This is a genomic window from Streptomyces sp. NPDC021100, from assembly GCF_044333095.1.
Taxonomy (GTDB): domain Bacteria; phylum Actinomycetota; class Actinomycetes; order Streptomycetales; family Streptomycetaceae; genus Streptomyces.
Genome location: NZ_JBIRQH010000028.1, coordinates 44,038 through 70,065 on the forward strand (window position 1 = coordinate 44,038; position 26,028 = coordinate 70,065).

Consider the following 26,028-nt stretch of genomic DNA (forward strand, 5'->3'; position numbering starts at 1 on the left):
AGCAGGGGCTCAGACCGCCGCCGGTGCCGCCGCGCGGGCGTCGCCGAGCGCCGGGACGGCCCCCGCGAAGGCCTCCCGGACGGCTTCCAGCGCGGCCAGGCGGTCGGCGTCGGTCATATGGGCCGGCCCGTAGGTGACGACGGGCGGCAGCACCTCGTAGCCGACGAACTCCAGCATCCCGCGCCGGATGTGGTACAGGAAGTCGTCCATCGCCCCGAACGAGCCACCCCGGGCGAAGGACTCCGCCGTGCCGCCGGTGGTCACGAGGACCATGGCGCGCTTGCCGCGCAGGGCGCCCCGGTCGAAGACGCCGTGGTCGCCGCCGAAGACCGCCCCCATGGCGAAGACGCGGTCGATCCAGCCCTTGAGGATCGCGGGCACCGAGAACCACCACAGCGGGAACGACAGCACCAGCAGATCGGCGTCGAGCACCGCGTCCAGATGGGCCCGTACCTCGACGGGCAGGGTCCCCTCCCGGACGGCCTTCCGCTGCTCGGCCTGCGGCTTGAAGTGCCCCTCGACCGGCCCGAACTCATGCCGGTCGAGGACCGGGGACCACCCGTCGACGTAGAGGTCCACCACCCGCACGGAGTGGCCGGAGCGCCGCAACTCCTCGGCGGCGGCCCGCATTTGGGCGGTACTGAAGGAGCCGGGCTCGGGGTGGGCGTGCACAATGAGGGCGGACTTGCTCGGTGTCGTCGCATCCATGGAAGCGATCATATCGCAATATCCCGATACGTCGATAGATCAAGGGGCGCGCGAACCGCTCAGATCTGCTCACCGATCGCATCCGCCAGCCGCCGCAACCGCCCCTCGTCCCGCCGGTAGTGCGTCCACTTGCCCACCCGCGTGGAACGCACCAGCCCCGCCCGCTCCAAAGCGGCCATATAGGAGGAGACGGTCGACTGCGCCAGCCCGCTCTTGGCCTGGATGTGACTGACACACACGCCGACGACCCGCCGGTCCGCGATCGGCTCGTACTCCGCGAACTCCCGGTCCGGATCCCTCAGCCACCGCATGATCTGCAACCGCACCGGATTGGCCAGCGCCTTGAACGCCTCCACCATCTCCTCGGCCCGCCCCGCCGCCTCGTCGCCCACGGACAGCCTTCCTTCCTTCGGCTTTCCACCCATTCTCGACACACCACGCTATCCCGGCGCCCGCCGGGCCCCGCCGCCTCCACCGCGCCCGCGGCCGACGGGCCCTTGCCAACGAAAGCTAAGGACATTAGCTTCATGGCTAACAACATAAGCGAGCACGGGGGAACCATGACCGCATACCTGACCGTCCACGGCAAGCGGATCGCCTACGACGTCGCCGGCGAAGGACCGCTCGTCGTGCTCGCGCACGGGATGGGGGACAGCCGGGACGCGTACCGCGATATGACCGGCGGGCTGGTCGCGGCGGGGTACCGGGTCGCGCGGGCGGATCTGCGGGGGCACGGGGAGTCGGATGCCGGGTGGGGGGCGTGGTCGCGGACGGCGGTGGCGGGGGATCTGGTGGCGCTGGTGCGGCGGTTGGGGGGTCCCGCCGTCGTCGTGGGGCACTCGTTCGCCGGCGGGGCCGCCGTGATCGCCGCGGCCGAGGAGCCCGGGCTCGTCCGTGCCGTCGTGGGCATCGGGCCGTTCACCCGCGCCCAGCGCGTCGATGTCGGCGCGCTGGTTTCGGACGCCCGGTACCGGAAGGGGCTCGCCCTGCTCCTGGGCGCCGGGGTATTCCGGAGCGTCGGGCTGTGGAAGCGGTACCTCCGGCACGCTCACCCCGCCGGTGTCGAACCCGCCCGCCTCGCCGCCCTGGAGGCGGAGTTGCGCAGGCCGGGGCGGATGGCCGCGGTGGCCCGGATGGGCATGTCCGCGCCCACCGACGCGGGGGCCCGGCTCGCCGGCGTCCGGCGCCCGGTGCTGATCGTCCAGGGCGGTCTGGATCCGGACTGGCCCGACCCCCGGGCCGAGGGGGAGGGCATCGTGGCGGAACTCCCGCCCGGGCTCGGCCGGTTGGAGATGATCGAGGGCGCCGGGCACTATCCGCACGTCGAGTGCCCCGACCGCGTCACCGCCGCCGTGCTGGCCTTCCTCGGCCTCGGGGAGGGCGTCCGTGCCTAGGGCCGCCCTGTCCCCCGACGCCGTCGTCGATCTCGCCCTGGCGATCGTCGACGAGGGCTCCCCCGCCGCCCTGACGCTGTCCGCCGTCGCGAGCCGGGCCGGTGTCGCCACCCCGTCGCTCTACAAGCACGTCCGCAACCTCGCCGAGCTGCGCGACCTGATGTCGGCGCGGATCCTGGACGACCTCACGGACGAGGTCGGCCGCGCCGTGCTCGGCCGCTCGGCGGACGACGCGATCCGCGCGCTGATGCTCGCCTGGCGGGACTGGGCGCTGCGCCACCCGCACCGGTACGCGGTGCTCGTACAGCGCCCCGAGCCCCGGACAGCCGAGGCCGGGGAGCGCCTGCTCGGCATCGTGTTCGCCGCGCTCCGCGCGTACGGCATGGCGGAGTCGGCGGCCGTGCACGCGACCCGCTGCCTGCGGGCCGCGCTCCACGGCTTCGCCGTGCTGGAGGCCGAGGCCGCGTTCGGGCTCCCCGAGCGGCTGGAGGAGAGTTTCGACCTGCTGATCCATATGGTGATCAGCGGGTTGCGGGCTCCTCGGTGAGGCCGGGGGAGCCACCGCCCGGCGCCGGTGTAGGGCGCCCGCGCGGGCGGCGCTCCGGGACCCGTCCGCGTGCCGAACCTCCGCCCCGGCACCCACGCGAGCCCTAACCGGCGCCGGGCCCGCCTTCCGTCCCCCCGCGCTCCCCCCGGAACACCCCCAGGATCCGCTCCGCCGCCAGCGTCGCCGTCAACGTGCCGTCGCGCAGCCCCCGTTCGACGTCCGGCGTCACCGCGCGCACCCCCGGGTGCGCGTGCAGCTCGCCCAGCAGCTGGTCGCGGACCATGCCCCACGCCCACTCCACCTGCTGCTCACTGCGCCGCCGGGCCAGTTCGCCCGTCGCCTCCAGCACGCGGCGGTGCTGCTCCAGGCGGTCCCACAGCACGTCCAGGCCGGTGTTCTCGCGGGCGCTGCACGTGAGGACGGGCGGGTTCCAGGCCGCGTCGGAGGAGCGCAACAGCCGCAGGGCACCGGCGAGTTCGCGGGCGGCGGACTTCGCGTCACGCTCGTGCGGGCCGTCGGCCTTGTTGACGGCGACGAGGTCGGCCAGTTCCAGGACGCCCTTCTTGATGCCCTGGAGCTGGTCGCCGGTGCGGGCGAGGGTGAGCATGAGGAAGGTGTCGACCATGCCGGCGACGGCCGTCTCGGACTGGCCGACGCCGACGGTCTCCACGAGCACGACGTCGTAACCGGCCGCCTCCATCACCACGATCGTCTCGCGGGTCGCCTTGGCGACACCGCCGAGTGTGCCCGCCGTCGGCGACGGCCGGACGAAGGCGGCGGGGTCGACGGCCAGCCGCTCCATGCGCGTCTTGTCGCCGAGGATGCTGCCGCCCGTGCGCGTCGACGACGGGTCGACGGCGAGCACGGCGACCCGGTGGCCGAGCCCGGTGAGCATCGTGCCGAGGGCGTCGATGAACGTCGACTTGCCGACCCCGGGCACGCCCGTGACGCCGATCCTCCGTGCCGCGCCCGCGTGCGGCAGCAACTGCACCAGCATCCGCTGGGCGAGCTCCCGGTGGTCGGCGCGAGTGGACTCGACGAGGGTGACGGCACGGGCGATCGCCGCCCGCTTCCCGTCCAGGACGCCCTTGACGACCGCGTCCAGATCGATCGCGCGCGCCATCAGCCGGCCGCCCGGCTCACAGCGCGTGGCCGACGGCCCCGGCGAGGGTCCCCAGCAGGTCGTGGGCGGCGTCGGGGATCACCGTGCCGGGCGGGAAGACGGCGGTCGCGCCCATCTCCAGCAGCGTCGGCACGTCCTGCGGGGGGATCACCCCGCCGACGACGATCATGATGTCCTCGCGCCCCTCCTCGGCCAGGCACTCGCGCAGCGCCGGCACCAGCGTGAGGTGCCCCGCTGCCAGCGACGAGACGCCGACGACGTGCACGTCGGCCTCCACCGCCTGCCGGGCGACCTCCGCCGGGGTCTGGAACAGCGGGCCGACGTCCACGTCGAAGCCCAGGTCGGCGAAGGCGGTCGCGATCACCTTCTGGCCGCGGTCGTGCCCGTCCTGGCCCATCTTGGCGACCAGGATGCGGGGCCGGCGGCCCTCCTCCCGCTCGAACGCCTCGACGAGCGCGCGGGTGCGCTCCACGCCGGACGACGGTCCGGCCTCCTGCCTGTACACACCGGAGATGGTACGGATGCGGCCGGCGTGACGTCCGTACACCTTCTCCAGGGCATCGGAGATCTCGCCGACGGTGGCCTTGGCGCGGGCCGCGTCCACGGCGAGCTCCAGCAGGTTGCCGTCGCCGCCGGCGGCGCGGGTGAGCGCGTCCAGGGCGTCCTGGCAGGCGCGTTCGTCCCGCTCCTCCCGCAGCCGCCGCAGCTTCTCGATCTGCTGGGCGCGGACGGAGGAGTTGTCGACCTTGAGGACCTCGATCTGCTCGTCGCTGTCCACCCGGTACTTGTTGACGCCGATGACCGGCTGCCGGCCGGAGTCGATGCGGGCCTGGGTGCGGGCCGCCGCCTCCTCGACGCGCAGCTTGGGGATGCCGGCGTCGATGGCCTGGGCCATGCCGCCCGCCGCCTCGACCTCCTGGATGTGCTGCCAGGCCCGGCGCGCCAGGTCGTGGGTCAGCCGCTCGACGTACGCGCTGCCGCCCCACGGGTCGATCACCCGGCAGGTGCCGGACTCCTGTTGCAGCAGGAGCTGGGTGTTGCGGGCGATGCGCGCGGAGAAGTCCGTCGGCAGGGCGAGGGCCTCGTCCAGGGCGTTGGTGTGCAGCGACTGCGTGTGTCCCTGGGTGGCGGCCATCGCCTCGACGCAGGTGCGCGTCACGTTGTTGAAGACGTCCTGCGCGGTCAGCGACCAGCCGGACGTCTGCGAATGGGTGCGCAGGGACAGCGACTTGGGGCTCTTCGGGTCGAACTGCCGCACCAGCTTCGCCCAGAGCAGCCGCGCCGCCCGCATCTTGGCGATCTCCATGAAGAAGTTCATGCCGATCGCCCAGAAGAACGACAGCCGGGGCGCGAACGCGTCCACGTCCAGCCCCGCGCCCATGCCGGCCCGCAGGTACTCGACGCCGTCGGCGAGGGTGTAGGCGAGTTCCAGGTCGGCCGTGGCCCCGGCCTCCTGGATGTGGTAGCCGGAGATGGAGATGGAGTTGTACCGCGGCATCCGCTGCGAGGTGTACGCGAAGATGTCGGAGATGATCCGCATCGACGGCTTCGGCGGATAGATGTAGGTGTTGCGGACCATGAACTCCTTGAGGATGTCGTTCTGGATGGTCCCGGCCAGCTTCTCGGGCGGTACGCCCTGCTCCTCCGCGGCGACGATGTAGAGCGCGAGGACGGGCAGCACGGCGCCGTTCATCGTCATCGACACGCTCATCTTGTCCAGCGGGATGCCGTCGAACAACTGCCGCATGTCGTAGATCGAGTCGATGGCGACGCCCGCCATGCCGACGTCACCGGTGACGCGCGGGTGGTCGCTGTCGTAGCCGCGGTGGGTGGGCAGGTCGAAGGCGACGGAGAGGCCCTTCTGGCCGGCCGCGAGGTTGCGGCGGTAGAAGGCGTTGGACTCCTCGGCGGTGGAGAAACCGGCGTACTGCCGGATCGTCCACGGCTGGTTGACGTACATCGTCGGGTACGGGCCGCGCAGGTAGGGCGCGATGCCGGGGTACGTGCCGAGGAAGTCCAGGCCGTGCAGGTCGTCGGCGGTGTAGAGGGGCTTGACGCCGATGCCCTCCGGGGTCTCCCAGAGCAGGTCGTCGGCGCTCCGTCCGGTGCTCTCCTTCAGGGCCGCCCGCCACTGCCCGGCGTCGGCGGGGGCCTGCGCCCCCGGTCCGGCCGGGTCGAGGTCGATGCGGGAGAAGTCGGGGATGCTCATCGCGCCACTCCGAGGTGGTCGAGGACGGAGGAGAGGAGGGCGACCGCGTCGTCGCCGGCGGAGACGAAGGCGTCGACGCCCGCGCGCTGCCAGTCGTCGCGCCGGTCCCCCGGGCGGCCGGCGAGGAACACCCGTGTCGCGCCTGCGGACTTGAGGGTGCGGGCGACGTCCTCGGCCCGCTCGGCGTAGAGCGCGTCGGAGGAGCAGAGGCAGGCGACGGTGGCGCCGCTGCGGCGGAACGCGTCGGCGGCGGTGTCCGCGTCGACGCTGACCGGGTCGTGGACGGGCTCGATACCGCCCGCCTGGAAGAGGTTGGCGGCGAAGCCGGCCCGCGCGGTGTGCGCGGCGGCCGGGCCGAGGGCGGCGAGGAAGACGCGGGGGCGGGCGCCGGTGGCGGCGGCGTGGGCGTCGGACCGGGCGCGCAGCGCCTCGAACGCCTCGTCGCGGCGGACGCGCGGCAGGCCGCCGGCGGGCCGGGCGGGCGCGGCCGGCCGCTCGACGGGCCGCTCGTCCAGGTGCGGGAACTCGCTGACGCCGGTGACCGGTTCGCGCCGGGTGGCGAGGCGGCGGGAGCGGTCCGCCCAGGTGGCGGCGAGCCGCTCGCCGATCATCCCGGAGCGCAGCGCGGCCTCCTGGCCGCCGGCCCGTTCGATCTCCTGGAACCACGCCCAGGCGGCGTGCGCGAGCTCGTCGGTCAGCCGCTCGACGTACCAGGAGCCGCCCGCCGGGTCGACGACCCGCGCCAGGTGCGACTCCTCCAGCAGGATCGACGAGGTGTTGCGGGCGATCCGCCGGGCGAACGCGTCGGGGAGGCCGAGGGCGCTGTCGAACGGCAGGACGGTGACGGCGTCCGCGCCGCCGACGCCCGCGCCGAGGCAGGCGACGGTGGTGCGCAGCATGTTCACCCACGGGTCCCGGCGGGTCATCATCACCGGTGAGGTGACGGCGTGCTGGCGCTGCGCGCGGGCGGCGGGGGACGCGCCGCAGACCTCGGCGACGCGGGCCCAGAGCCGGCGGGCGGCGCGCAGGGCGGCGACGGTGAGGAACTGGTCGGCGGTGGCGGAGAGACGGAACTCCAGTTGCCCGCACGCCGCGTCGACGTCCAGGCCGGCGTCGGTGAGGGTGCGGAGGTAGGCGACGCCGGTGGCGAGGGCGCAGCCGAGTTCCTGCGCGGCGGAGGCGCCGGCCTCGTGGTAGGGCAGGGCGTCGACGACGAGGGCGCGCAGGCCGGGGAACTCCCGTGCGCAGCGCACCGCAAGGGCGGTACCGGGGCCTTCGCCGCCGGTACGGGCGAGGGTACCCAGCGGGTCGATGCCGAGGTTGCCGGGGACCGTGCCGGGCCGGACGCCCCGCTCCTCGTACAGCCGCAGCAGCGCCCGGCCCGCGGCCTCCGCGTCGGCTCCGGCGTCCAGGACGACGGGCGCGAGGTCGAGGTAGACGCCGTCCAGGGCGGCGGCGAGGCCGTCGACGGGGATGCCGGTGGGGCCGACGGTGAGCCAGAGGGAGGTGACGCCGTTCTCCAGGTCGGCCAGGACGGCCTCGTTGGCGCGGCGGGGGTCAGGCTCGGCGTGGAGCTGGCGTACGTCCCAGCCGGAGACCGCCGTTCCCTCGGGGCGTCCGCCGCGGACGAACGGCGGGAAGCCGGGGAGGCCGGGGTCCGGGGCCGGGTCGTCGGCCGTGTAGAGCGGACGGGTGCTCAGCCCGTCCTGGAGGGCGGTGGCCAGCGCGTCCTCCGCCGCCGTTCCCCCGGCTTCCGTCCCCGCCTTGCGCAGTACGCCCTCGGCGAGGCGCTGCCACTGCTCGCGGGTCGCGTCCGGGAATTCGGCGGCCAGGGAGAAGCCTTCTTCGGGCAGGACCGTCATGGGGGGAAGGCTAGGGGGTCCGGCGCGCTGTGCAGCAGGGGACAAGGCTGTGACCTTGGCCTCTTCGCGATGTGAACGGGGCGGCGGGTGTGCCGGTCGTGCGCGGGTGCGCGCCGGTTCACCGGCCGGGCCGGGAGCGGCCCGTGGGGCGGCACGGCGGGGTGAACACGCTCCGCCGTCCGGCGGGTGCCGGCGCGAAGCCGGAGTTCGACGGGCGGCGGCCGGGGGGCCGTGGCCGAGGGCCGCGTCGGCGTGATCGCGGACCTGGCCCCGGCGGCCCGGACCTCCCGCCTCACCGGGCACCCGAACGGTGCCGCCGTGCTCGGCGCCGCCGTCGTCTTCCGGCGGGCGGATCAGCCCCCGGCGGGCTGACCGTCCTCGCCCGCGGGCACGGTGAGTCCGACGCCCTCCGCCACCACCGCGACCGCGTAGTCGAAGAACGCCGCCTGATCCCGGACGCTGTCGTGGGTGCGGCTGAAGACCTGGAAGGACAGGAGGCCGATCAGGCCGCTCCAGAGCACGATCCCACGCTCGATGAGGTCCGCGAACGGCTCGCCGGGGGTCTCGCCGAACACCGCCACCGCCTCCGGCCGGATCAGGGGCGGCCCGGGCACGGCCCGCCGCGGCGGGGTCAGTTCCCCGGCCTCCAGCCCGGCCCGCAGGACGCCGGCCAGCACGGCGGGGGTGCGCGCGGCGGGCGGGATGGTCTCGGGCGGGGCGTGGTAGCCCGGCACGGGCGATCCGTAGAGCAGGGCGAACTCGGCGGGGTGGGCGAGGGACCAGGCCCGCGCCGCCCGGGCGACGGCCAGCAGCCGCGCGCCGGCCGGCGCCCCGGCCTCGCGGGCCCGCCCGTCCGCTTCCTCCAGCGCGGCGGCGGAGGTGTCGTAGGCGTCGATCAGCAGGGCGGTCAGCAGCTCGTCCCGGTGCGGGAAGACGCCCGCGACCTCGGTGGCGGGCAGACCGCCCGCCCGTGCCACGGCGTCGGGCGTGAGCCCGGCCGGCCCTGTGGTGGCGAGAAGTTGACGGGCCGTCGACATGACGGCCGACTGAAGGGTGTCTCCCCCGGAAGTGTCCATGGCGGCACGCTACCCGCCCTCCGGTCAGCACGGTTCCGGCGGCCCTACGGACTCCGCCGCTCCGGCGGCCCGGAGCCCTCCCGGGACGCCGGCCCCAGGTCGAACTCGCACCACACCGACTTGCCGCTCCCCCGCGACTCCACGCCCCACACGTCCGCGAGCCGGTCCACGAGCAGCAGGCCGCGTCCGGAGACGCCCGACTCGCCCGGTTCGCGGCGGCGGGGCAGAGCGCTGGAGCGGTCCTCGACCTCGACGCGCAGCCGGCGTCCTGCGCCGGGGAGCATGCGGATGGTGACCACGGCCGCGCCGTCCGTGTGCAGCAGGGCGTTGGTGGCCAGCTCGTCGGCGGCGAGCTCGATGTCGTCGGCCCGGTCCCGTACGCCCCAGGCCCGCACCGCGGTGCGGATCATGTGCCGGGCGGCGGACAGCGCCTCGGGGTCGGCGGGGGCGATGTGCTGCTGGAGGCGCCCGCCCGGGCGGGCGACGGTGCCCTGGCGGCGCAGCAGGAGGATGGCCATGTCGTCCTCGCCGACGCGCTCCTCGACGACGTCGCACAGCCGGTCGGCGAGGTCGTGCAGGTCGTCGGGGCCCTCCTGGACGAGACCGGCGAGCAGCCGGATGCCCTCGTCGAGGTCGGAGCCCGGCTGTTCGACCAGGCCGTCGGTGAACATCATCAGCGTCTCGCCGGGTTCGATCTCCACCGTGGTGACGGGGTAGTCGAGCCGCCCGAACTCGGCGGACAGGCCCAGCGGCAGCCCGCCGGCGACGGGCAGCCGGCGGGAGGTGCCGTCGGCGTGCCGGAGCAGCGGGTCTATGTGCCCGGCGCGGACGAGCTGGACGGACCCGGTGGTGAGGTCGGCCTCGGCGTAGGAGCAGGTGGCGAAGCGGTCGGTGTCCAGTTCGTGGAGGAAGGCGGAGGCGCGGGCCATGACCGTGCCCGGGGAGTGCCCCTCGGCCGCGTAGGCGCGCAGGACGATGCGGAGCTGGCCCATGACGGCGGAGGCGTGGGTGTCGTGGCCCTGGACGTCGCCGATGACGGCGGCGACCCGGCCGCCGGGCAGCGGGACCACGTCGTACCAGTCGCCTCCGATGTCGCGGCCCATCCGGGCCGAGCGGTAGCGGACGGCGATCTGGGCGCCGGGCACCTCGGGGATCCGGCGCGGCAGCATGGCCTGCTGGAGGCCCTCGGCCAGGTCGTGCTCCTGGTCGAAGAGCATGGCGCGGGCGATGCTCTGGGCGAGGCTGCTGCTGAGGGCGATGAAGAGGTCGCGCTCCTGCCGGGTGAAGCCGCGGGCCTCGCGGTAGAGCAGGCCGAGCGCGCCGATGGGCCGGGCCTGGGCGATCAGCGGCAGGTAGGCGGCCGACGAGATGCCGATGCCCTTGATCCGCTCCCACAGCCAGGGGTAGCAGCGGGCCCACTCCTCGCGGGACTCGATGAAGCGCGGGGTCATGGTGCGGATGACCTCGCTCATCGGGAAGTCGTCGTCGATCCGGGTGTAGCGGGTGCCGGGGATGAAGTGCTCGGACGGGCCCTCGGCGACGAGGTGGACGCGCCCGGACTCGACCAGGCCGAGGACGAGGAGGTCGGAGCCGAGGTGTTCGACGGCGCGGGCGTCCTTGAAGAAGTCGATGACGTCCTGGACGGTCCTGGCGTGGGCGAGGGCCGCGGTGGTGGTCTCGACGACGGTGGTCGTGTGGCGGCGGTCGCCGTTCCGCTCGCCCGGCCGGTCCGGCAGCCGCAGCTCCTCGTTCGCCTCGCGGAGGATGCCGAGGATCCGGCGGGGCCGGCCGGCGGCGTCCCGCTCGATGCGGCCCTGGGTGTAGGCCCAGCGGAGGCCGTCGGGGCAGCGCACCCGGTGGTAGGCGCCGTAGCTCTCGCTGCCGTCCTTCAGGGCCCGCGACACCAGGGCGTCCAGCCGGGCGCCGTCGGCGCGCGGCACCCGGACGGCGAGGTCGGTGACGCTGCCGTGGAACTCGCCGGGCGGCACGCCGAGGATGTCGAGGGCGATGGGGTCGAGGTGGAGCCGTCCGCTGAGGAGGTCCCAGTCGAAGGTGCCGACGTGGTTGAGGGCGAGGCAGCGCTCCGGACGGGCGGGCCAGTCGTCCGGCAGCGCTCCGGAGGCAGGCGTGGCTCCCCGATCAACCATGGATTCACTCTGCCACCTTTTGTCCGTTTCTTCGATGTGACTGCGCGGTCGACGGGGGCGCGCGGGGTACTCGGAGGGGCATGGAGTGGTTCACGGCCTCCGGGTACGGGCTGAGCCGGCTGGTCTTCCAGCGCGGGCTGGCCGTCCTCTACGTGGTCGCCTTCGCCTCGGCGGCACTGCAGTTCCGGGCGCTGATCGGGGAGCGCGGCATGCTGCCCGTGCCGCGCTACCTGGCGTACGTCCCCGCGCGCCGGATCCCGACCCTCTTCCGGTGGCACTACTCGGACCGCTTCTTCGCCGGCTGCGCCTGGTGCGGGGCGCTCCTGTCCGCCGCGGTGGCGGCGGGCGCCGCCGACCTGGTGCCGCTGTGGGCGGCGATGCTGATGTGGCTGGTGCTGTGGGGGCTGTACCTGTCGATCGTCAACGTCGGCCAGACGTGGTACGGCTTCGGGTGGGAGTCGCTGCTGCTGGAGACCGGGTTCCTGGCGGTGTTCCTGGGGAACGCGCGGACGGATCCGCCGGTGCTGGTGCTGTTCCTGCTGCGCTGGCTCCTCTTCCGGGTGGAGTTCGGCGCCGGGCTGATCAAGATCAGGGGCGACCGCTGCTGGCGCGACCTGACCTGCCTGTACTACCACCACGAGACGCAGCCGATGCCCGGCCCGCTGAGCTGGTTCTTCCACCGGCTGCCGCGCCCGCTGCACCGGGTGGAGACGGCCGCCAACCACGTCGCCCAGCTCGTGGTGCCCTTCGGCCTCTTCGCGCCGCAGCCGGTGGCGAGCGTCGCGGCGGGGCTGGTGATCGTCACCCAGCTCTGGCTGGTCGCCTCGGGCAACTTCGCCTGGCTCAACTGGATCACGATCGTGCTGGCCTTCGCGGCGGTGGACGGCGACGCCATGGCGGACCTGTTCTCCGTGACCGGCCCCTCCCCCGCCCCCTCGGCGCCGGTCTGGTACGAGGTCCTGGTCGTCGCGGTGACCGTGCTCGTCGCCGTGCTGAGCTGGTGGCCGGTGCGCAACCTGCTCTCGCGCGGACAGCGCATGAACATGTCCTTCAACGCGTACCACCTGGTCAACACGTACGGCGCCTTCGGCAGCGTCAGCCGGAGCCGGTACGAGGTGGTGGTCGAGGGGACGTCGGACCCGGTCCTCGGCCCGGAGACCGAGTGGAAGGAGTACGGCTTCCGGGGCAAGCCCGGAGATCCGTACCGCCTGCCCCGGCAGTTCGCGCCCTGGCATCTGCGGCTCGACTGGCTGATGTGGTTCGCGGGGATCTCCCCGGCCTACGCCCGGGACTGGTTCGGACCCTTCGTCGAACGGCTGCTCGACAACGACCGGGACACCCTGCGCCTCCTCCGCCACAACCCGTTCCCCGACGCGCCACCCGCCCACGTCCGCGCCCGGCTCTACCTCTACCGCTTCACCACCTGGCGCGAGCTGCGCACGACCGGCGCGTGGTGGCACCGCGAGCTGGTGCGCGAGTTCCTGCCACCGGCGGCGCTGCGGCGGCCGTGATTCCGGAGAGAGGAGGCAACCGGATGGACCCCGTGGAGGCACTCGAACGGATCGCCTTCCTCCTGGAGCGCGACGGGGCGCCGACCTACCGCGTCCAGGCGTTCCGGACGGCGGCGGGCGTGGTCGCCGCGCTGCCCGCCGAGGACGTCCGCCGCCATGTGGAGGCCGGGTCGCTCACCGACCGCAAGGGCATCGGGCCGAAGACCGCGGCCGTCGTCGCCGAGGCGCTGCGCGGCGAGACGCCCGCCTACCTGGCCCGCCTGGAGCAGGAGGCGGACCGGCCGCTCACCGAGGGCGGCGCGGCGCTCCGCGCGGCGCTCCGCGGCGACTGCCACCTGCACTCGGACTGGTCGGACGGCGGCAGCCCCATCGACGTCATGGCGCGCGCGGCCCGCGACCTCGGCCACGAGTGGGCCGTACTCACCGACCACTCCCCCCGCCTGACCATCGCCCGCGGCCTGTCCGCCGAGCGGCTGCGGCAGCAGCTCGACGTGGTCGCCGAGGTCAACGAGCAGCTCGGGGACGGCTTCCGGCTGCTCACCGGCATCGAGTGCGACATCCTCCCCGACGGCTCCCTCGACCAGGAGGACGAGCTCCTGGACCGGCTCGACGTCGTCGTCGCCTCCGTCCACTCCAAGCTGCGCATGGACGCCGAGAGCATGACCCGCCGCCTCGTCGCCGCCGTCGCCAACCCTCTCGTCGACGTCCTCGGCCACTGCACCGGCCGCCTCGTCGGCGGCAAACGCCCCGAGTCCGTCTTCGACGCCGAACTCGTCTTCACCGCCTGCGAACGCTTCGGCACCGCCGTCGAGATCAACAGCCGGCCCGACCGGCTGGACCCGCCACGGCGGCTGCTGCGGCTGGCGCTGGAGACGGGGGCGCTGTTCGCGATCGACAGCGACGCGCACGCGCCGGGGCAGCTGGACTGGCAGGTGCTGGGGTGTGCGCGGGCGGAGGAGTGCGGGGTGCCGGCGGAGCGGGTGGTCACGACGTGGGGGTGCGGTGCGTTGCTGGAGTGGGCGCGGGGGAAGTAGGCCCCGGTCCCGCCCCTTCGCCGTTTCCTGGAGGCGAGCCCCCAGACCCCCTCAAACCGCGCTCCGCGCGGTTGTCCTCAAACGCCGGACGGGCTGGAAACCAGCCCGTCCGGCGTTTGAGGACGAGCGGCGAAGCCGCGACAAGCGGGGTCTGGGGCGCAGCCCCAGGAAACGGCGAAGGGGCGGGACCGGGGCACCCCTCACGGCAACGCACCCCGCACCGCATCCCCCACCAACGGCCCCAACGGATCCCCGAATTCCTCCACCCGCTCCACCACCCCCTCCAACCCGAACCCCAAATCCCCGGGCTCCCGACAGGAGCCCACCTCATCCCACGTCACCGGCGCCGCCACCCCCTCCCGCTCCCCCCGCACCCGCACCGTGTACGGCGCGGCCGTCGTCTTGGCGCTCGCGTTCTGGGACCAGTCGATCAAGACCTTCCCCCGCCGCTCCAGCTTCGCCATGGAGACGACCACCAGCCCGGGGTGCTCGTTCATCAGCCGGGTGGCGAGCCCCTTCGCGTAGGCGCTGACGGCGCGGCCGGGGGCGGGGTGGACCGGGGCGTACAGGTGGAGCCCCTTGGAGCCGGAGACGACCGGGAAGGCGGTGAGGCCGTCCTCGTCGAGGAGCTGGCGCAGCCGTTCGGCGACGCGGCAGCAGACGACGAGGTCGGTGCCGGGGCCGGGGTCCAGGTCGAGGACGACGCGGTCGTGGGCGTCGCGCCCGGCCGCGGCCGTCCACTGCGGTACATGCACCTCGTACGCGCCGAGGTTGACCATGGCGACCAGCGCGGCGACCGAGTCGATCACCACCTGCTGAGTGGTGCCGTCCCGGTGCCGGACCGTGGCCCGCGGCACCCAGTCCGGCGCGCCGGGCGGCGGGTTCTTGGCGACCCAGCTCTCGCCCGCCGCGCCCTCCGGGGCCCGGACGAAGGACGCGGGACGCCCGCTGATGTGCGGCAGCATCGCCGGGGCGATCCGCGCGTAGTAGTGCAGGACGTGGGCCTTGGTCTGGCCGGTGGCGGGGAACAGGACCCGTTCGAGGTGGGAGAGGGAGAGCCGGTGGCCCTCGATCTCCACCGTCTGGCGGCCTGGTGCGGCGGGCACGAGGGCGCCCGTTCCCTCAGGACGCCCGCTTCTTGCGCCGGCCGCCGCCGGACGGCTCGGCGGCGTGGGACGCCAGGGCCTTCACCAGTTCCTCGCGGCTCATCGAGGAGCGGCCGGGGATCCCGGCGTCGGTGGCCCGTTGGTAGAGCTCCGTCTTGCTCAGCCCCTCCAGCTCCGCCGTGGCGGCCTTCTTCGTCCCCTTCTTGGCCGCCGCCTTGTCCGCCTGCCGGGTGCGGCGCTTCTCCGCCGCGTCCTTGAGCTGCACGGGCGGCCGGAGCTCGGCCTCCTCCGCCCCTTCCGCGGCCTCCTCAGCCTTGCCGCCGCCGGTCTTCGCCTTCTCGATGCTGGCCTGCAGGGCGCCCATCAGGTCGATGACGTTGGTCGAGCGCGGCGCCGGCTCGCTCTTCTCCACCGTGCCGCCGGCCCGCTTGGTCTGAACGAGTTCGAGGACCTTCTCCTGGTAGGTGTCGTGGTACGTCTCGGGGTCCCAGTCGACGCTCAGCGCCTCCACGAGCTGTACCGCCGTGGCCAGTTCGCGCTCGGCGACCTTGGCGCGCTCGGGGAGCGTGCCGATCTCGGTGCGGGGGTCGCGGATCTCGTCGGCCCAGTGGAGGGTGTGCAGGGTGAGGATGTCGCCCTCGGCCTTCACCGCGACCAGGTACTCGCGGTTGCGCATCACGAACGTGGCGATCCCGGCCCGGTTCGACCGGCTCAGCGCCTCGTGGAGCAGCGCGTAGACCTTGGCGTACTCCTTGCTCTTGGGGCCCAGGTAGTACGTCTTGTCGAAGTAGATGGGATCGATGGTGTCCAGGTCCACGAACCCGCTGATCTCCAGCGCCTTGGAGCGGCCCGGGGCGATCTCCTCCAGCTCGCCGGGTTCGACGACGACGTAGTCGTCCCCCATGTCGTACCCCTTGACGATCTCCGCGAGGGGGACTTCCTCGCCGGTGCGCTCGTTGACGCGCTTGTTGCGGACGCGGTCGGAGGTGCCGCGCTGGAGCTGGTTGAAGCGGATGGTGTGGGTTTCGGTGGCCGAGAACATCTGGACCGGTAGGGCTACCAGTCCGAAGGTGAGGGCTCCGCTCCAGACCGCGTGCGCCATGACGTCCTCCGCCTCAAGGGTTTCCTCCATGGCACCCCGGTGCGGCGGAGATCGCATGTCGGAGTGCCCCGGTCCCGCCCTTTCACCGTTTCCTGCGGGGGAGCCCCCGCACCCCCGAAGCGCCCTTCGGGCGCTGTCGTCAAACGCCGGACGGGCTGATTTCAGCCCGTCCGGCGTTTGAGGACAAGGGGGTCTGGGGGCTCCCCCGCAGGAAACGGTGAAAGGGCGGGACCGGGGCTCACCCCACCCCGACTTCGGCAAGCTCCGCGCGAGCCACGCCCGCCACCCCCTCCGCCCCGCACTCCTCCGCGATCCGCAACCCCTCCCGGAGCCGGTCCACCGCCTCCTCGCCGCGCCCGACGCGCAGCAGGGCCTTGCCCAGGTCGATCAAGCCGCAGGCCCGCTCGTACCGGCACGGAGATTCGCCCAGATGCCGGACCGCCTGCTCCAGGCGGGGGACGGCCTCCTCGGGTGCGTCCGGGCCGGCGAGGGAGGCGACCCGGCGCAGTGCCTCGCCGATCGCCGTCTCGGTGCCGAACCGGTTCGCGTACTTCAGGGAGCGGTCGGCGAGCTCGCGGGCCCGCTCGGGCTCCTCGGGGGCCACGGCCGTGGCCAGGTCGAGGGACCAGGGCGCCCAGAGGACGTTGTGCCTGCCGCGTTCGTCCAGCCGCCGGCCCGCCGCCTCCAGTTCGGTGACGGCTTCCTTGGTGCGGCCGAGGGCGAGGAGCAGCCTGCCGAGGACGCAGGCGGCGTCGGGCATGACCATGGCGGGCGGGTAGGGCGGGCCGAAGGAGTACTTCTCGGCGACGGCCTGGGCTCCCGCGACGTCGCCCTTGGCGAGCAGGGTGTCGATCAGCAGGCAGCTGCCGTCCCACTGGATGGGGACGCCGGGACCCAGCCGGTCGGCGAGCCGCAGCCCCTCGCGGAGGAGGGCCTCGGCCTTCCGCAGGTCGCCGCGGCGGCGGTGGACGAGACCGAGGAACTCGTGGGCGAAGGCGAGATGCCCGCCGCGCCAGCCGGAGATCTCGAACTCCCGGATCGCCTCCTCGAACAGCTCCCCGGCCTTGTCCAGCCGGTCGCAGAACGCGTAGGTGATGCCGATGATGCTGGGCAGTTCGAAGCCCCACTCGGTGTTGGTCCAGCCCATGCCGTCGGCGAGCCGTCCGTCGACCAGGGCGCGGTCGGCGAGCTCGACGACCTGGAGGACGTCCTCGCCCTGGATCATGGCGTCGAAGGCCCGCAGGGCGAGCAGGGCCCGTTCGGCGTTGTCCCGGCCGCTGAGGCGTTCGGCCAGGTCGGCGATCTCCTGGGACCGGGCGTGGGCGCCCTCTTCCTCCAGCTGGATGCCCTTCCAGAGGTAGTGGGCGGCCTGGAGGCGCATCCGGCCGGGGCCGTCGGGGGTCTGCCCGGCGTGCTCGGCGACCACTTCGGCGGCCTCGGCGAGCTGGCTGTTGTGGGCGTACGCCTGGGAGAGCCGGTAGGTGGCGTCGACGCGCAGGTTCTTGGGCAGCCCGGACAGGGCCAGGGCCGAGCGCAGGTGGTTGATGGTGGTGGGCGGCGAGGTGAGCAGGGCGGAGCAGCCCAGTTCGAAGAGGACCTCGGCGCGCTCCTCCTCCGGAGGCGGCTCGGCCAGCGCGCGCTCCAGACACCGCTGGGCCGCCTCGGGCGCGCCGACGGCCAGGTGTTCGCGGGCGGCCTCGCGCAGCTGCCGGACGAGGTCGGGGTCGCCGTCGGGGTGGACCTCCAGCAGGTGCCGGGAGGCGGCGGCCGGGCCGTGGCCGGCGTTGGTGACCGCCCAGGCGGCGAGGCCGTGCATCGCGGTGCGGGCGGCGGGCGGGATGGCCCGGTAGACGGCCGTGGCGATCAGCGGGTGGACGAACTCCAGCTCGGCCGCGCCGGTGAGGATGCGGGCCTCGCGCAGCCGGTCGGCGCAGACGGCGCCCTCGGCCGGGCTCATGCCGGCGAGCATGGCCGCCACCCGTACCTGGATCTCGGTGCCGAGCACCGACGCGCCCCAGGCGAACCGGGTGGTGGCGTTGCCCAGCCGCTCCAGCCGGGCGACCAGTCCGCTGCCGCGGGCGGCGGCGCCGAGTTCGCGCAGCAGGGCGGCGGACTCCTCCATGGGCCGCAGGCTGCGGTCCCTGGCCTTGGCGACGAGCTCGACGGCCTCGTAGGGGTTGCCGCCGGTGACGGCCCAGACCTCGCGGCAGAACGGGTCGTCGGCCTCCCGGCCCATGGCGGTGCGCACCAGTTGGGCGACCGCGCCGGGGGTGAGCGGGTGCAGGGTGACCGGCCGGTTGCCGCGGCCGTTCACCAGGTCCGCGAAGGCCGGTGAGTGCTTGGGGAGTTCGTCCGGCCGGTAGGCGACGGCGAGCAGGACCGGCAGTTCCGTCAGCCGGACGGTGAAGGACGTCAGCCACGCGAGCGACGCCGCGTCGGCCCAGTGCGCGTCGTCGACGACGAGGACGAGCCGTTCCTTCGTACAGGCCAACTGCGTGACGAGCCAGTCGAGTCCGTCGCGCACGCCCTGCGGGTCGGCCTGTGGTCCGACCGGTGGCGCGATGCCGAGGGCGGGGCCCGCGATGTCGTACCAGTCGCCGAGGATCTCCCGGCGCTGCCGCTCCTCCATCGGCGCCAGGGCGGGCTGGAGCAGCTGCCGTACGACGTGGAAGGGGACGGACTGCGCCTGCTCGCCGCCGCGGGCGGCGAGGACCGTGCAGCCGCCGCGCTCGGCGGCCAGCCTGCGCATCTCCCCGAGCAGGGCGGTCTTCCCGACGCCCGCGTCGCCGTTGAAGAGGAGGAGTCCGCCGGACGGCCGGCCGTTTCCGTCCGCGCCGCCGCACAGGGCCTCCACGGCCCGCTCCGCGGCGGCCACCTCCTGTTCGCGCTCGAACAGGGCGGTGTACGGGCGTCGTTCGTGCTCTTGCCGCGTCATGACGTGTCTCCCGTATGAGTGTGGTGGAGCGAGCCTAGCCGGACGTCCGGACGCCGGGGGGAGGGTTCGTCGGACTGACCACCCGGGAGACCCCGAGGGCTCCCGGGGGTTGCCGAGAGCCCCGGGGAGTCTCCGAGGGCCCCGAGAGTCCGATCCGCCGATCCCCCGAACGCATTTTCAGGCCACTCAAAAATGTTTTCGAGAATCCGCCCCCGGGGCCATTGTGATGCCTTTCGAATTCCCCCGTCAGCCCTTTCCGCGAATATGACAACTTCGCGCCGGACGACCGCGCGACAGGCTACGCTCCATTCCCGCAGCGGTCGTGGCGACTACGGCTCGCTGCCGCCGACCGCCGCGCCGACGCGACCGGAGAACCCCGGCGAACCCCGGTGAACCCGGGGAGATCCCGGGGAATCCGGGAACCTCGGCCTCTGCTCGCACCCGTTCGCACCGTCCGCATCCCCTGTCGGGCGCCGGCGGCGACGCCTCCCCAGTGGTTCCACGTCGCCCCCCGACTCATTTCCCCCAAGCCCCCGAGGAACTCGATGGTTGGTACTGGATCGTCACCTCAAGTCAGGCGGCCCGCCTCGTCCCTCATATGGCTGGTCCCTCCTGTGGTGCTGGCGGTCTGCACCGCCACCGCTGCCCTGCTGGCCCCCCTGGACGTCCGCACCCCGACGGCCTGGTGCGGGGCCGCCGCCACCGTGGCGGTCGCCCTGACCTCGTCGGAGGCCGCCCGCCGGGGCCGTGTCATCAACTCCCTGCGGCGCCGGTGCGCCGAACAGGAGGCAGCCCTCCGCCACCAGCTGGCCCAACAGGACGCGGCCACCGCCCGGTTGGCGAGCGAGCTGCTCCCCAGGGCCGTGGAGATGCTCCAGCGCGGCGCCTTCGCCGACGAGGTGGTCCGCGCCGTCGCGCCGTCCCCCTCGGACAGCTCCCCGTACGCCGCCGAGCACCGCCAGGTCATCCGGTTCGTGGTCGAGGCGGTCCAGGCGGAGGAGGGCCTGCGCGATTCGGCCCACCGGGCGTTCGTCAACATCGCGCGCCGCGTCCAGGCGATCGTCCACCAACAGGCCACCGACCTTCGCGAGATGGAGGACCGGCACGGCAACACCCCCGAGGTCTTCAGCGATCTGCTCCACCTCGACCACGGCACCGCGCTGATCGGCCGGCTCGCGGACAGCATCGCCGTCCTCGGCGGCTCCCGCCCCGGCCGCCAGTGGAAGAACCCGATCCCGCTGTACAACGTGCTGCGCGGCGCGATGTCCCGGATCATGGACTACCGCCGGGTCGACCTGCACTCGGTCGCCGACGTCGCCATCACCGGGCCGGGCGTCGAGCCCGTCATCCACGCCGCCGCCGAACTGCTCGACAACGCCACCCGGTACTCCCCGCCCGAGACGCGGGTGCACCTCACGGCCGTCGAGATCCAGTCCGGCGTCGCCATCGAGATCGAGGACGCGGGCGTCGGCCTCACCGACGAACACCGCCGCCGCACCGACCGGGTGCTGGAGATGGCCGACCGCGGCTTCGACCTCGACGACCTCGGGGAGACCCCGCGGCTGGGCCTGGCCGTCGTCAGCCGGCTGGCGAAGAACTACGGCTTCCGGGTGTCGTTGCGACCCTCGGCGTACGGCGGGGTGCGCGCCGTCCTGATCGTCCCCGCCGAACTGGTCACCGCCAGCGCCACCCCGGGCGGCGAGATCGCCCGCGCCGCCACGCTGCCGCCCCCCAAGGTCCGCAAGAAGCCCGGCCGTCCGCTCCCCGACCCGCCGCCCGCGATGGAGACCCCCGCCGTGGGCACCCACACCGCCAACGGCCTTCCGCAGCGCCGCCGGCGCGCCCTCGGCATGGCCGCCCGCGCGGCGGCGGTCGCCCCGACACCGGCCGAGGCCGCCCCGCGCACGGAGCCGGAGACCGAGCCCACCCAGCCGGGCCTGTGGCTGGCCGCGTTCACCAGCGCCCTCAAGGGCGACGCTCCGGCTGGCGACCGGGGCCAGTCAAGTGATGACCCGTCAGACGAGAAAGAGTAGCCAAGTGACGCAGCAGCGGTTCAACATGGACTGGATGCTCAAGGATCTGGCATCCAGCGTGCCCCAGATCCGGCACGTGATCGTGCTGTCCTCGGACGGCCTGCGCATGGCTCAGCACGGCACCGACACCGACGCGGCGGACCGCCTCGCCGCCGCGTGCGCCGGACTGCAGAGCCTGTCCACGGCGGTGGCCGCCGAATTCCCGCACGGCGACGGGCAGATGCGGCTGGTGGTGATCGAGGTGGACGGCGGCTTCTTCTACCTGATGGCCGCCGGGGCCGGCGCGTTCCTGGCGGTGCTCGCCGACGACGACGTCGACGCCGGGCTGATGGGGCACCGGATGCGCGACCTGGTGGCCAGGATCGGCGAGCATCTCACCAGTCCCCCGCGCGTCACCGGGCCGGTGGCATGAGCAAACCCGAAAGGGTATGGGATCCCGGCAATCCGGACCGGCTGTACATCGTCACCAAGGGCTGCGGCGAATCGAAGCAGAACTCCACCGGGCTGGACCTGGTGACCCTGATCGTCGCCCGTACGGAGACCGACCCCGGTCTCCAGCCCGAGCACGGGACGATCGTGCACATGTGCGACTACCCGCTGTCCGTCGCCGAGATATCCGCTTACCTCACGCTGCCCGTCAGCACGGTGACCGTCCTCCTCAACGACCTGCTCAGCCGCGGTCACGTGGAAGCCAGGCCCCCGGTCCCCGTCGCTGCCCTTCCTGACGTTGGCCTCTTGGAGGCGGTGATGCATGGACTACAAAACCTCTGACCCCTACACCGGCCCCAGGAGGGAGGACATCCTCCCGGCCACCGCCGCGGCGGCGGTGAAGGTCGTGATCGTGGGCGGCTTCGGAGTCGGCAAGACCACCCTCGTCGGCTCGGTGAGCGAGATCAGACCGCTCACCACCGAGGAGACGATGACCCAGGCCGGCGTCGGCGTGGACGACATCGCGGGGATCGAGCAGAAGATCGAGACCACCGTGGCCATGGACTTCGGCCGCATCAGCATCAACGAGCAACTGGTGCTGTACCTGTTCGGGACCCCCGGGCAGGAGCGGTTCTGGTTCCTCTGGGACGGCCTCTTCGAGGGCGCCCTGGGCGCGGTGGTGCTGCTCGACACCCGTCGGCTGGAGGTCAGTTACGAGGTCGTGGGCATCCTGGAGGAGCGCGGCGTGCCCTTCGTGGTCGCCGTCAACGCCTTTCCGGGCGCCCCCGTCCACCCGGTCTCCGAGCTGCGGGCGGCGATGGACCTCCCCGAGTCCGTACCGATCTTCGCGTGCGACGCCCGGGACCGCGCCTCCTGCCGCGACGCCCTGATGACCCTCATGCGGTACCTGTACAGCCTCGCTCACACCACCCCGGAGCCACAGTGACCCCTCCCGACGAGCACTCCCGCGCCGACGCCGCCCAGGCGGCCCCCCCGCCGCAGTGCCCGGCCCACGCCTACGGGGACGGCGGCGTCGCCCGCCTGTACGGGCCGACCGCGGAGGACGACCCGATGGGCCTGTACGAGCAACTGCGCGAGCGGCACGGGGCGGTGGCCCCCGTCCTGCTCAGCGGGGACGTCCCGGCCTGGCTGGTGCTGGGCTACCGGGAGAACCTCGACGTGACCCGGACCCCGTCGCGGTTCTCCCGCGACTCGCGGATCTGGCGGGACATGCGCGAGGGGCGGATCGGCCCGGAACACCCGCTGGCGCCCATCGCCACCTGGCAGCCCATCTGCTCGATGGCCGACGGGCAGGCGCACGAGCGGTGGCGCGGCGCCATCAACGACTCCATCGCCCGTTTCGACCGGCGGGGCGTACGGCGGCACATCACCCGGTTCGCCAACGAACTGATCGACGAGTTCTGCGCGACGGGCACCGCCGACCTGGTGCACGCGTTCGCGGAACCGCTGCCCATGATGGTGATGACCCAACTCCTCGGCATGCACCAGGAGTACAGCCCGGAGCTGGTGCAGGCCGCCCGGGACATGATCAAGGGCACCGAGACCGCCGTCCGCAGCAACGCGTTCGTCCAGGCGGCGCTGCGCCGGACGGTGGAGCGCAAGCACCGCGAGCCGGGACCGGACTTCACCAGCTGGCTGCTGGAGCACGAGTCCAAGCTGTCGGACGAGGAGGTGCAGCAGCACCTGCGGCTGGTGCTGATCGCGGCCTTCGAGACCACGGCGAACCTGATCGCGAACACCCTGCGGATGGTGCTCACCGATCCCCGGTGCCGGGCCAACCTGGCCGGCGGCCATATGACGCTGCCGGACGCGGTCGAGCAGACGCTGTGGGACGAGCCGCCGTTCATCACCATCCTCGGCCGCTGGGCGACCCAGGACACCGAGCTGGCCGGGCACCGGATCCGGGCCGGGGACGCGCTGGTCCTGGGGCTGGCCGCGGCCAACGTGGACACGGCCATCCGGCCGGACCCCACCACGCCGGTGCACGGCAACCGCTCGCACCTGGCGTTCAGCGGCGGCGCCCACGAGTGCCCGGGCCAGGACATCGGCCGGGCCATCGCGGACACCGGCATCGACGCGCTGATCACCCGGCTGCCGGACGTCCGGCTGGCGGTCTCCGAGACGGAGCTGCGCTGGTCGTCGTCGCTGATGTCCCGTCACCTGGTGGCTCTGCCCACCAAGTTCACGGCGGCGGCGCCGCTGCCGCCGGCCCCTCCCGAGCCGGAGTACGAGCCCCCGGTGCGGGAGGAGAACGGCGGCTCCGGTGGTCAGACCTCGGCCGGCGACCGTTCGACGCGCGTCCCGGCGCCGCCCGCCGACGCTCCCTCGACCGCGGGCCGGTCGCGCGGCGCGTGGTGGCGGTCGTTCGTCCGGTGGTTCCGGGGTGAGTGATCCGCCGCGTGGAACAGCGCGTCGAGCTGGTCCCACCACCAGGCGGCGGAGGGGATGGGCAGCGGTCCGGTCGCCGGATCGCTGGGCGTGTCCCGCCAGGTGATGCCGTAGGTGGCCCCCGGCACCGGAAGGTCGTACCGGTTCCGGGGGCTGGCGTAGCGGGGGGCCGCGTTCATCCACCGGATGCAGCCGGCGATGTAGTGGCCCAGCGCTTCGAGGTAACGGGTGAGGTCGGGTCCCGCGTCACGGGCGATCCGGTCGCGGAGTGCCAGGAACAGGGTCATGGCCCGGTCCCTTATGGCGAGGGCTTCCCGGAGCGCCCGGTCGGCGGAGGTGCCGTTGTGGTGAACGAGGACGTTGACGATGTTCTGGTCGGTGGTCTCGTGGTCGTCCTCCTTGGCGTAGGAGAACAGGTCGTTGTCGCAGCTGACGATGAACCCGGCGGCCTCGATGAGCGCCTGCACGGGGGCGGAGGCCAGCTCGGGAGCGGGCACCTCGATGCCGTTGGCGATCTCGCTCCAGGCGAGGGAGAAGCGGGTGCCGTTGATCGAGGGGCGCAGCGCCACGTAGTCGGAGAGCGTGGGCATCACTCCGCGTTCGATGTTGCTGACCTGCCAGGAGGCGCCGAACAGCCAGTCGCGCATGCCTTCGGCGACCCGGCGGAGCTGGACCGGGGTGGCCACGGCCCGGGTCCTGGCGGCGAGGTCCTCCAGGGCCCGGTCGAACGGGGAGTCGCCGAGCATGGCGGAGCCGGGCGCCTCCAGGCAGCGGGAGATCCGGGCGTTGAGGTCGACGATGTGGGCGGTGTTGACATCGGCGGCGCCGGTGTCGTGCCAGATGTCGTCGAGGGCGAACGCCCAGTGGTTCCACTCGATGAAGAGGAGCAGGGGTTCGTCGCGGCCGTGGGGGATCATCCGGCAGCTGAAGTCGGTGCTGTGGGTGGCGATGCTCCAGGCGCGGTCGGTGGCGTCGCGGAAGATGCCGGTGGCGTCCAGCCAGTCGATGGCGCGCCGTTCGAGCTCATCGCGCCGGGGGTGGACGGCGTCGGGGATCGGGCAGTAGAAGGGGGGCAGCCGCCAGCCGATGGCGCTGGCGCGCGGCGGGGGTCCGTAGGGGACGACCATGCTCAGTTGCCCTCCATCCGGAAGAGCAGCAGGCGGGTTTCGACGGCGTGATCGCGCCAGGCGCGGAAGAGCTTGCCGTGGGTGAGGGCGGATTCGTGCAGCCGCTCCACGGTGATGGGGGACGGTTCGTCCTCCGTCCGCTGCACCCGGTCGAGTTCGGCGGTGGTCCAGGCCATGGACTGGACCCAGAACTCGGCGACGCGGTCGGTGATGTCCTCGTCCTGTTCGAGCTCGAAGCCGGCCGCGCGGGCGGCGGAGATGTACTCGGCGAGGGTGCCGAGGCGGGTCTTGTAGTAGCCGTCGATGAAGGTGGTCCACTCGGGCCGGCAGAGGAAGTGCTCCTGGATGCCGAACCAGCCGCCGGGGCGGAGGGACTTGGCGACGACCCGGAAGAGGCGTTCGCGGTCCATGTAGCCGGAGCTCTCGATGGCGACGGCCGCGTCGTAGCTGGCTTCCTCGCAGAGGTCGTGGATGTCGCCGAGGACCGGGGTGACGAGGTCCTCGACGCCGGCCTCGCGGACGAGGTCGGCCATCACCGGGACGTGCTTGGCGGTGACGGTGATGGCGGTGACGGAACTGCCGTACTCCTGGGCCCAGTAGATGGAGCCGCCGCCGATGCCGCAGCCGATGTCGAAGAGCTGGTGCGGCGGGTTGTCCGGCACGCCCCAGAGGCGGGCGGCGTGGTCGAGGACCGTCTCCTGCGAGGCGCGCAGCCGGTTGCGCAGGACGCGCTGCGAGACGGTGGTGTTGGGGTGGACGCCGGGCTCGAACATGCCCACGTGAAAGTGGATCCGGGGGCCGGGGCCGTACTTGTGGAGGATCTCGGCGGTCTTCCTGGAGTAGTACGACGGCACCTGGGCCTCATCACACGCCGCATCGGAAACTGCGGTCACCTCGGCGACAAGGTTGTCCATGGGATCCCTCCGGGACGTCAACGATCGGTGGACGGGTGGAAGGGGAGTCAGGCCGCGGGTGGTCCCCGTGCCCGGCGGCGACTGGATTGCCGTTCGATCACATGCGCGAGTCACGCCGCCCCCCAGCAACAAGCGACCAGCATTCCTGTCCAGTTTTGCCCGGTACCTGCCCAGGGCGGGACGGCGATAACCCGTGATACGTACCGGCCTACGCCTTTCTGACGCCGCGGGCCAGGATCGTTTCGCTTCACTTTGGACCGTATAGCGCCGTTTCCCCGCCTCGTTGAGATGAGAAAGGCTGAAACTTGCACGCTGTTGTCGGGGTTTTGGCCTCGCCAAGGACCGATATCCGGACGCCCGGC

21 protein-coding genes and 1 pseudogene are annotated in these 26,028 nt (G+C 73.2%); 10 read left to right on the plus strand and 12 right to left on the minus strand.

Annotated elements, in window-relative coordinates; genetic code table 11:
- Positions 1 to 9: 9 nt before the first annotated feature.
- Both ACH4PU_RS33150 and ACH4PU_RS33155 read right to left on the minus strand, forming a co-directional pair.
- The gene (locus tag ACH4PU_RS33150) at positions 10 to 708 is read right to left on the minus strand and encodes an NAD(P)H-dependent oxidoreductase (protein ID WP_398280643.1); all 699 of its coding nucleotides are present in this window, start codon (positions 706 to 708) and stop codon (positions 10 to 12) included.
- 59 nt (positions 709 to 767) lie between these two features.
- The gene (locus tag ACH4PU_RS33155; RefSeq protein WP_398280778.1) at positions 768 to 1,067 is read right to left on the minus strand and encodes an ArsR/SmtB family transcription factor; all 300 of its coding nucleotides are present in this window, start codon (positions 1,065 to 1,067) and stop codon (positions 768 to 770) included.
- Between the two features lie 201 nt (positions 1,068 to 1,268).
- On the opposite strand from ACH4PU_RS33155, the gene ACH4PU_RS33160 reads away from it, so the two are divergent.
- Both ACH4PU_RS33160 and ACH4PU_RS33165 read left to right on the plus strand, forming a co-directional pair.
- Positions 1,269 to 2,102 carry an alpha/beta fold hydrolase gene (locus ACH4PU_RS33160; protein WP_398280781.1) on the plus strand — a complete coding sequence of 278 codons (834 nt, stop codon included), beginning with the start codon at positions 1,269 to 1,271 and terminating at the stop codon, positions 2,100 to 2,102.
- A complete protein-coding gene (locus ACH4PU_RS33165) occupies positions 2,095 to 2,649 on the plus strand; it encodes a TetR/AcrR family transcriptional regulator (protein ID WP_398280646.1) in 555 nt (184 codons plus the stop codon). Before ACH4PU_RS33160 ends, ACH4PU_RS33165 begins: the two co-directional genes overlap by 8 nt.
- A gap of 103 nt (positions 2,650 to 2,752) precedes the next feature.
- Here the strand turns inward: ACH4PU_RS33165 and meaB are convergent, their stop codons facing one another.
- Genes meaB through mutA form a run of 3 tightly spaced genes read right to left on the minus strand, consistent with a single transcriptional unit; the run spans position 2,753 to position 7,843 of the window.
- Positions 2,753 to 3,772: a methylmalonyl Co-A mutase-associated GTPase MeaB gene (gene meaB / locus ACH4PU_RS33170; protein WP_398280649.1), complete on the minus strand. Its 1,020-nt coding sequence runs from the start codon at positions 3,770 to 3,772 to the stop codon at positions 2,753 to 2,755.
- 16 nt (positions 3,773 to 3,788) lie between these two features.
- A complete protein-coding gene (gene scpA / locus ACH4PU_RS33175; protein WP_398280652.1) occupies positions 3,789 to 5,981 on the minus strand; it encodes a methylmalonyl-CoA mutase in 2,193 nt (730 codons plus the stop codon).
- A complete protein-coding gene (gene mutA / locus ACH4PU_RS33180) occupies positions 5,978 to 7,843 on the minus strand; it encodes a methylmalonyl-CoA mutase small subunit (protein ID WP_398280655.1) in 1,866 nt (621 codons plus the stop codon). The genes scpA and mutA overlap by 4 nt, the downstream gene beginning before the upstream one ends.
- Before the next feature lie 186 nt (positions 7,844 to 8,029).
- Between mutA and ACH4PU_RS33185 the strand changes: the two genes are divergently transcribed.
- Positions 8,030 to 8,215, plus strand: coding sequence for a hypothetical protein (locus tag ACH4PU_RS33185; protein WP_398280657.1), 186 nt, complete (start codon positions 8,030 to 8,032; stop codon positions 8,213 to 8,215).
- On the opposite strand, the gene ACH4PU_RS33190 is transcribed toward ACH4PU_RS33185, so the two are convergent.
- On the minus strand, positions 8,197 to 8,919 hold the full coding sequence (locus tag ACH4PU_RS33190; RefSeq protein ID WP_398280660.1) for a WHG domain-containing protein: 723 nt from the start codon (positions 8,917 to 8,919) through the stop codon (positions 8,197 to 8,199). The genes ACH4PU_RS33185 and ACH4PU_RS33190 overlap by 19 nt on opposite strands.
- Before the next feature lie 44 nt (positions 8,920 to 8,963).
- The gene (locus ACH4PU_RS33195) at positions 8,964 to 11,066 is read right to left on the minus strand and encodes a SpoIIE family protein phosphatase (RefSeq protein WP_398280663.1); all 2,103 of its coding nucleotides are present in this window, start codon (positions 11,064 to 11,066) and stop codon (positions 8,964 to 8,966) included.
- A gap of 80 nt (positions 11,067 to 11,146) precedes the next feature.
- On the opposite strand from ACH4PU_RS33195, the gene ACH4PU_RS33200 reads away from it, so the two are divergent.
- Positions 11,147 to 12,577 carry a lipase maturation factor family protein gene (locus tag ACH4PU_RS33200; protein ID WP_398280666.1) on the plus strand — a complete coding sequence of 477 codons (1,431 nt, stop codon included), beginning with the start codon at positions 11,147 to 11,149 and terminating at the stop codon, positions 12,575 to 12,577.
- A 23-nt stretch (positions 12,578 to 12,600) separates the two neighbouring features.
- Positions 12,601 to 13,611, plus strand: a complete 1,011-nt coding sequence (locus ACH4PU_RS33205) for a PHP domain-containing protein (protein WP_398280669.1) — start codon at positions 12,601 to 12,603, stop codon at positions 13,609 to 13,611.
- A 200-nt stretch (positions 13,612 to 13,811) separates the two neighbouring features.
- On the opposite strand, the gene ligD is transcribed toward ACH4PU_RS33205, so the two are convergent.
- The 3 genes from ligD to ACH4PU_RS33220 all read right to left on the minus strand — a co-directional run bounded on the left by ligD (position 13,812) and on the right by ACH4PU_RS33220 (position 18,754).
- Positions 13,812 to 14,717: a non-homologous end-joining DNA ligase gene (gene ligD / locus ACH4PU_RS33210; protein ID WP_398280672.1), complete on the minus strand. Its 906-nt coding sequence runs from the start codon at positions 14,715 to 14,717 to the stop codon at positions 13,812 to 13,814.
- Positions 14,718 to 14,733: 16 nt separating this feature from the next.
- Positions 14,734 to 15,849: a Ku protein gene (locus tag ACH4PU_RS33215; RefSeq protein WP_398280676.1), complete on the minus strand. Its 1,116-nt coding sequence runs from the start codon at positions 15,847 to 15,849 to the stop codon at positions 14,734 to 14,736.
- Positions 15,850 to 16,057: 208 nt separating this feature from the next.
- Positions 16,058 to 18,754 (minus strand): ATP-binding protein, encoded by a 2,697-nt coding sequence (locus tag ACH4PU_RS33220; RefSeq protein ID WP_398280679.1) that lies wholly within the window; start codon positions 18,752 to 18,754, stop codon positions 16,058 to 16,060.
- Between the two features lie 545 nt (positions 18,755 to 19,299).
- On the opposite strand from ACH4PU_RS33220, the gene ACH4PU_RS33225 reads away from it, so the two are divergent.
- Genes ACH4PU_RS33225 through ACH4PU_RS33245 form a run of 5 tightly spaced genes read left to right on the plus strand, consistent with a single transcriptional unit; the run spans position 19,300 to position 23,628 of the window.
- A complete protein-coding gene (locus ACH4PU_RS33225) occupies positions 19,300 to 20,787 on the plus strand; it encodes a sensor histidine kinase (RefSeq protein WP_398280682.1) in 1,488 nt (495 codons plus the stop codon).
- Positions 20,788 to 20,791: 4 nt separating this feature from the next.
- Positions 20,792 to 21,199: a roadblock/LC7 domain-containing protein gene (locus tag ACH4PU_RS33230; protein WP_004954301.1), complete on the plus strand. Its 408-nt coding sequence runs from the start codon at positions 20,792 to 20,794 to the stop codon at positions 21,197 to 21,199.
- Positions 21,196 to 21,558 (plus strand): DUF742 domain-containing protein, encoded by a 363-nt coding sequence (locus ACH4PU_RS33235; RefSeq protein WP_398280686.1) that lies wholly within the window; start codon positions 21,196 to 21,198, stop codon positions 21,556 to 21,558. The genes ACH4PU_RS33230 and ACH4PU_RS33235 overlap by 4 nt, the downstream gene beginning before the upstream one ends.
- A complete protein-coding gene (locus ACH4PU_RS33240) occupies positions 21,539 to 22,162 on the plus strand; it encodes a GTP-binding protein (RefSeq protein ID WP_398280689.1) in 624 nt (207 codons plus the stop codon). Before ACH4PU_RS33235 ends, ACH4PU_RS33240 begins: the two co-directional genes overlap by 20 nt.
- Entirely contained in the window at positions 22,159 to 23,628 is a 1,470-nt protein-coding gene (locus ACH4PU_RS33245) for a cytochrome P450 (RefSeq protein ID WP_398280692.1), read from the plus strand. Before ACH4PU_RS33240 ends, ACH4PU_RS33245 begins: the two co-directional genes overlap by 4 nt.
- A 293-nt stretch (positions 23,629 to 23,921) precedes the next feature.
- Here ACH4PU_RS33245 and ACH4PU_RS33250 read toward each other — a convergent pair.
- Together ACH4PU_RS33250 and ACH4PU_RS33255 are read right to left on the minus strand one after the other, a co-directional pair.
- Positions 23,922 to 24,752 (minus strand): annotated as a pseudogene (locus ACH4PU_RS33250) (terpene synthase family protein); the annotation flags it as partial.
- A gap of 2 nt (positions 24,753 to 24,754) precedes the next feature.
- Positions 24,755 to 25,666: an SAM-dependent methyltransferase gene (locus ACH4PU_RS33255; protein ID WP_398280695.1), complete on the minus strand. Its 912-nt coding sequence runs from the start codon at positions 25,664 to 25,666 to the stop codon at positions 24,755 to 24,757.
- Between the last annotated feature and the right edge of the window lie 362 nt (positions 25,667 to 26,028).

Excerpts from the sequence above, each read along its gene's own strand:
- scpA (WP_398280652.1), bottom strand. The coding sequence starts at position 5,981 with ATGAGCATCCCCGACTTCTCCCGCATCGACCTCGACCCGGCCGGACCG.
- ACH4PU_RS33225 (WP_398280682.1), top strand. The coding sequence starts at position 19,300 with ATGGTTGGTACTGGATCGTCACCTCAAGTCAGGCGGCCCGCCTCGTCC.
- ACH4PU_RS33205 (WP_398280669.1), top strand. The coding sequence starts at position 12,601 with ATGGACCCCGTGGAGGCACTCGAACGGATCGCCTTCCTCCTGGAGCGC.
- ACH4PU_RS33235 (WP_398280686.1), top strand. The coding sequence starts at position 21,196 with ATGAGCAAACCCGAAAGGGTATGGGATCCCGGCAATCCGGACCGGCTG.
- ACH4PU_RS33150 (WP_398280643.1), bottom strand. The coding sequence starts at position 708 with ATGGATGCGACGACACCGAGCAAGTCCGCCCTCATTGTGCACGCCCAC.
- ACH4PU_RS33190 (WP_398280660.1), bottom strand. The coding sequence starts at position 8,919 with ATGGACACTTCCGGGGGAGACACCCTTCAGTCGGCCGTCATGTCGACG.
- ACH4PU_RS33255 (WP_398280695.1), bottom strand. The coding sequence starts at position 25,666 with ATGGACAACCTTGTCGCCGAGGTGACCGCAGTTTCCGATGCGGCGTGT.
- ACH4PU_RS33195 (WP_398280663.1), bottom strand. The coding sequence starts at position 11,066 with ATGGTTGATCGGGGAGCCACGCCTGCCTCCGGAGCGCTGCCGGACGAC.
- ACH4PU_RS33200 (WP_398280666.1), top strand. The coding sequence starts at position 11,147 with ATGGAGTGGTTCACGGCCTCCGGGTACGGGCTGAGCCGGCTGGTCTTC.
- mutA (WP_398280655.1), bottom strand. The coding sequence starts at position 7,843 with ATGACGGTCCTGCCCGAAGAAGGCTTCTCCCTGGCCGCCGAATTCCCG.
- meaB (WP_398280649.1), bottom strand. The coding sequence starts at position 3,772 with ATGGCGCGCGCGATCGATCTGGACGCGGTCGTCAAGGGCGTCCTGGAC.
- ACH4PU_RS33160 (WP_398280781.1), top strand. The coding sequence starts at position 1,269 with ATGACCGCATACCTGACCGTCCACGGCAAGCGGATCGCCTACGACGTC.
- ACH4PU_RS33220 (WP_398280679.1), bottom strand. The coding sequence starts at position 18,754 with ATGACGCGGCAAGAGCACGAACGACGCCCGTACACCGCCCTGTTCGAG.
- ACH4PU_RS33240 (WP_398280689.1), top strand. The coding sequence starts at position 21,539 with ATGGACTACAAAACCTCTGACCCCTACACCGGCCCCAGGAGGGAGGAC.
- ACH4PU_RS33215 (WP_398280676.1), bottom strand. The coding sequence starts at position 15,849 with ATGGAGGAAACCCTTGAGGCGGAGGACGTCATGGCGCACGCGGTCTGG.
- ACH4PU_RS33155 (WP_398280778.1), bottom strand. The coding sequence starts at position 1,067 with ATGGTGGAGGCGTTCAAGGCGCTGGCCAATCCGGTGCGGTTGCAGATC.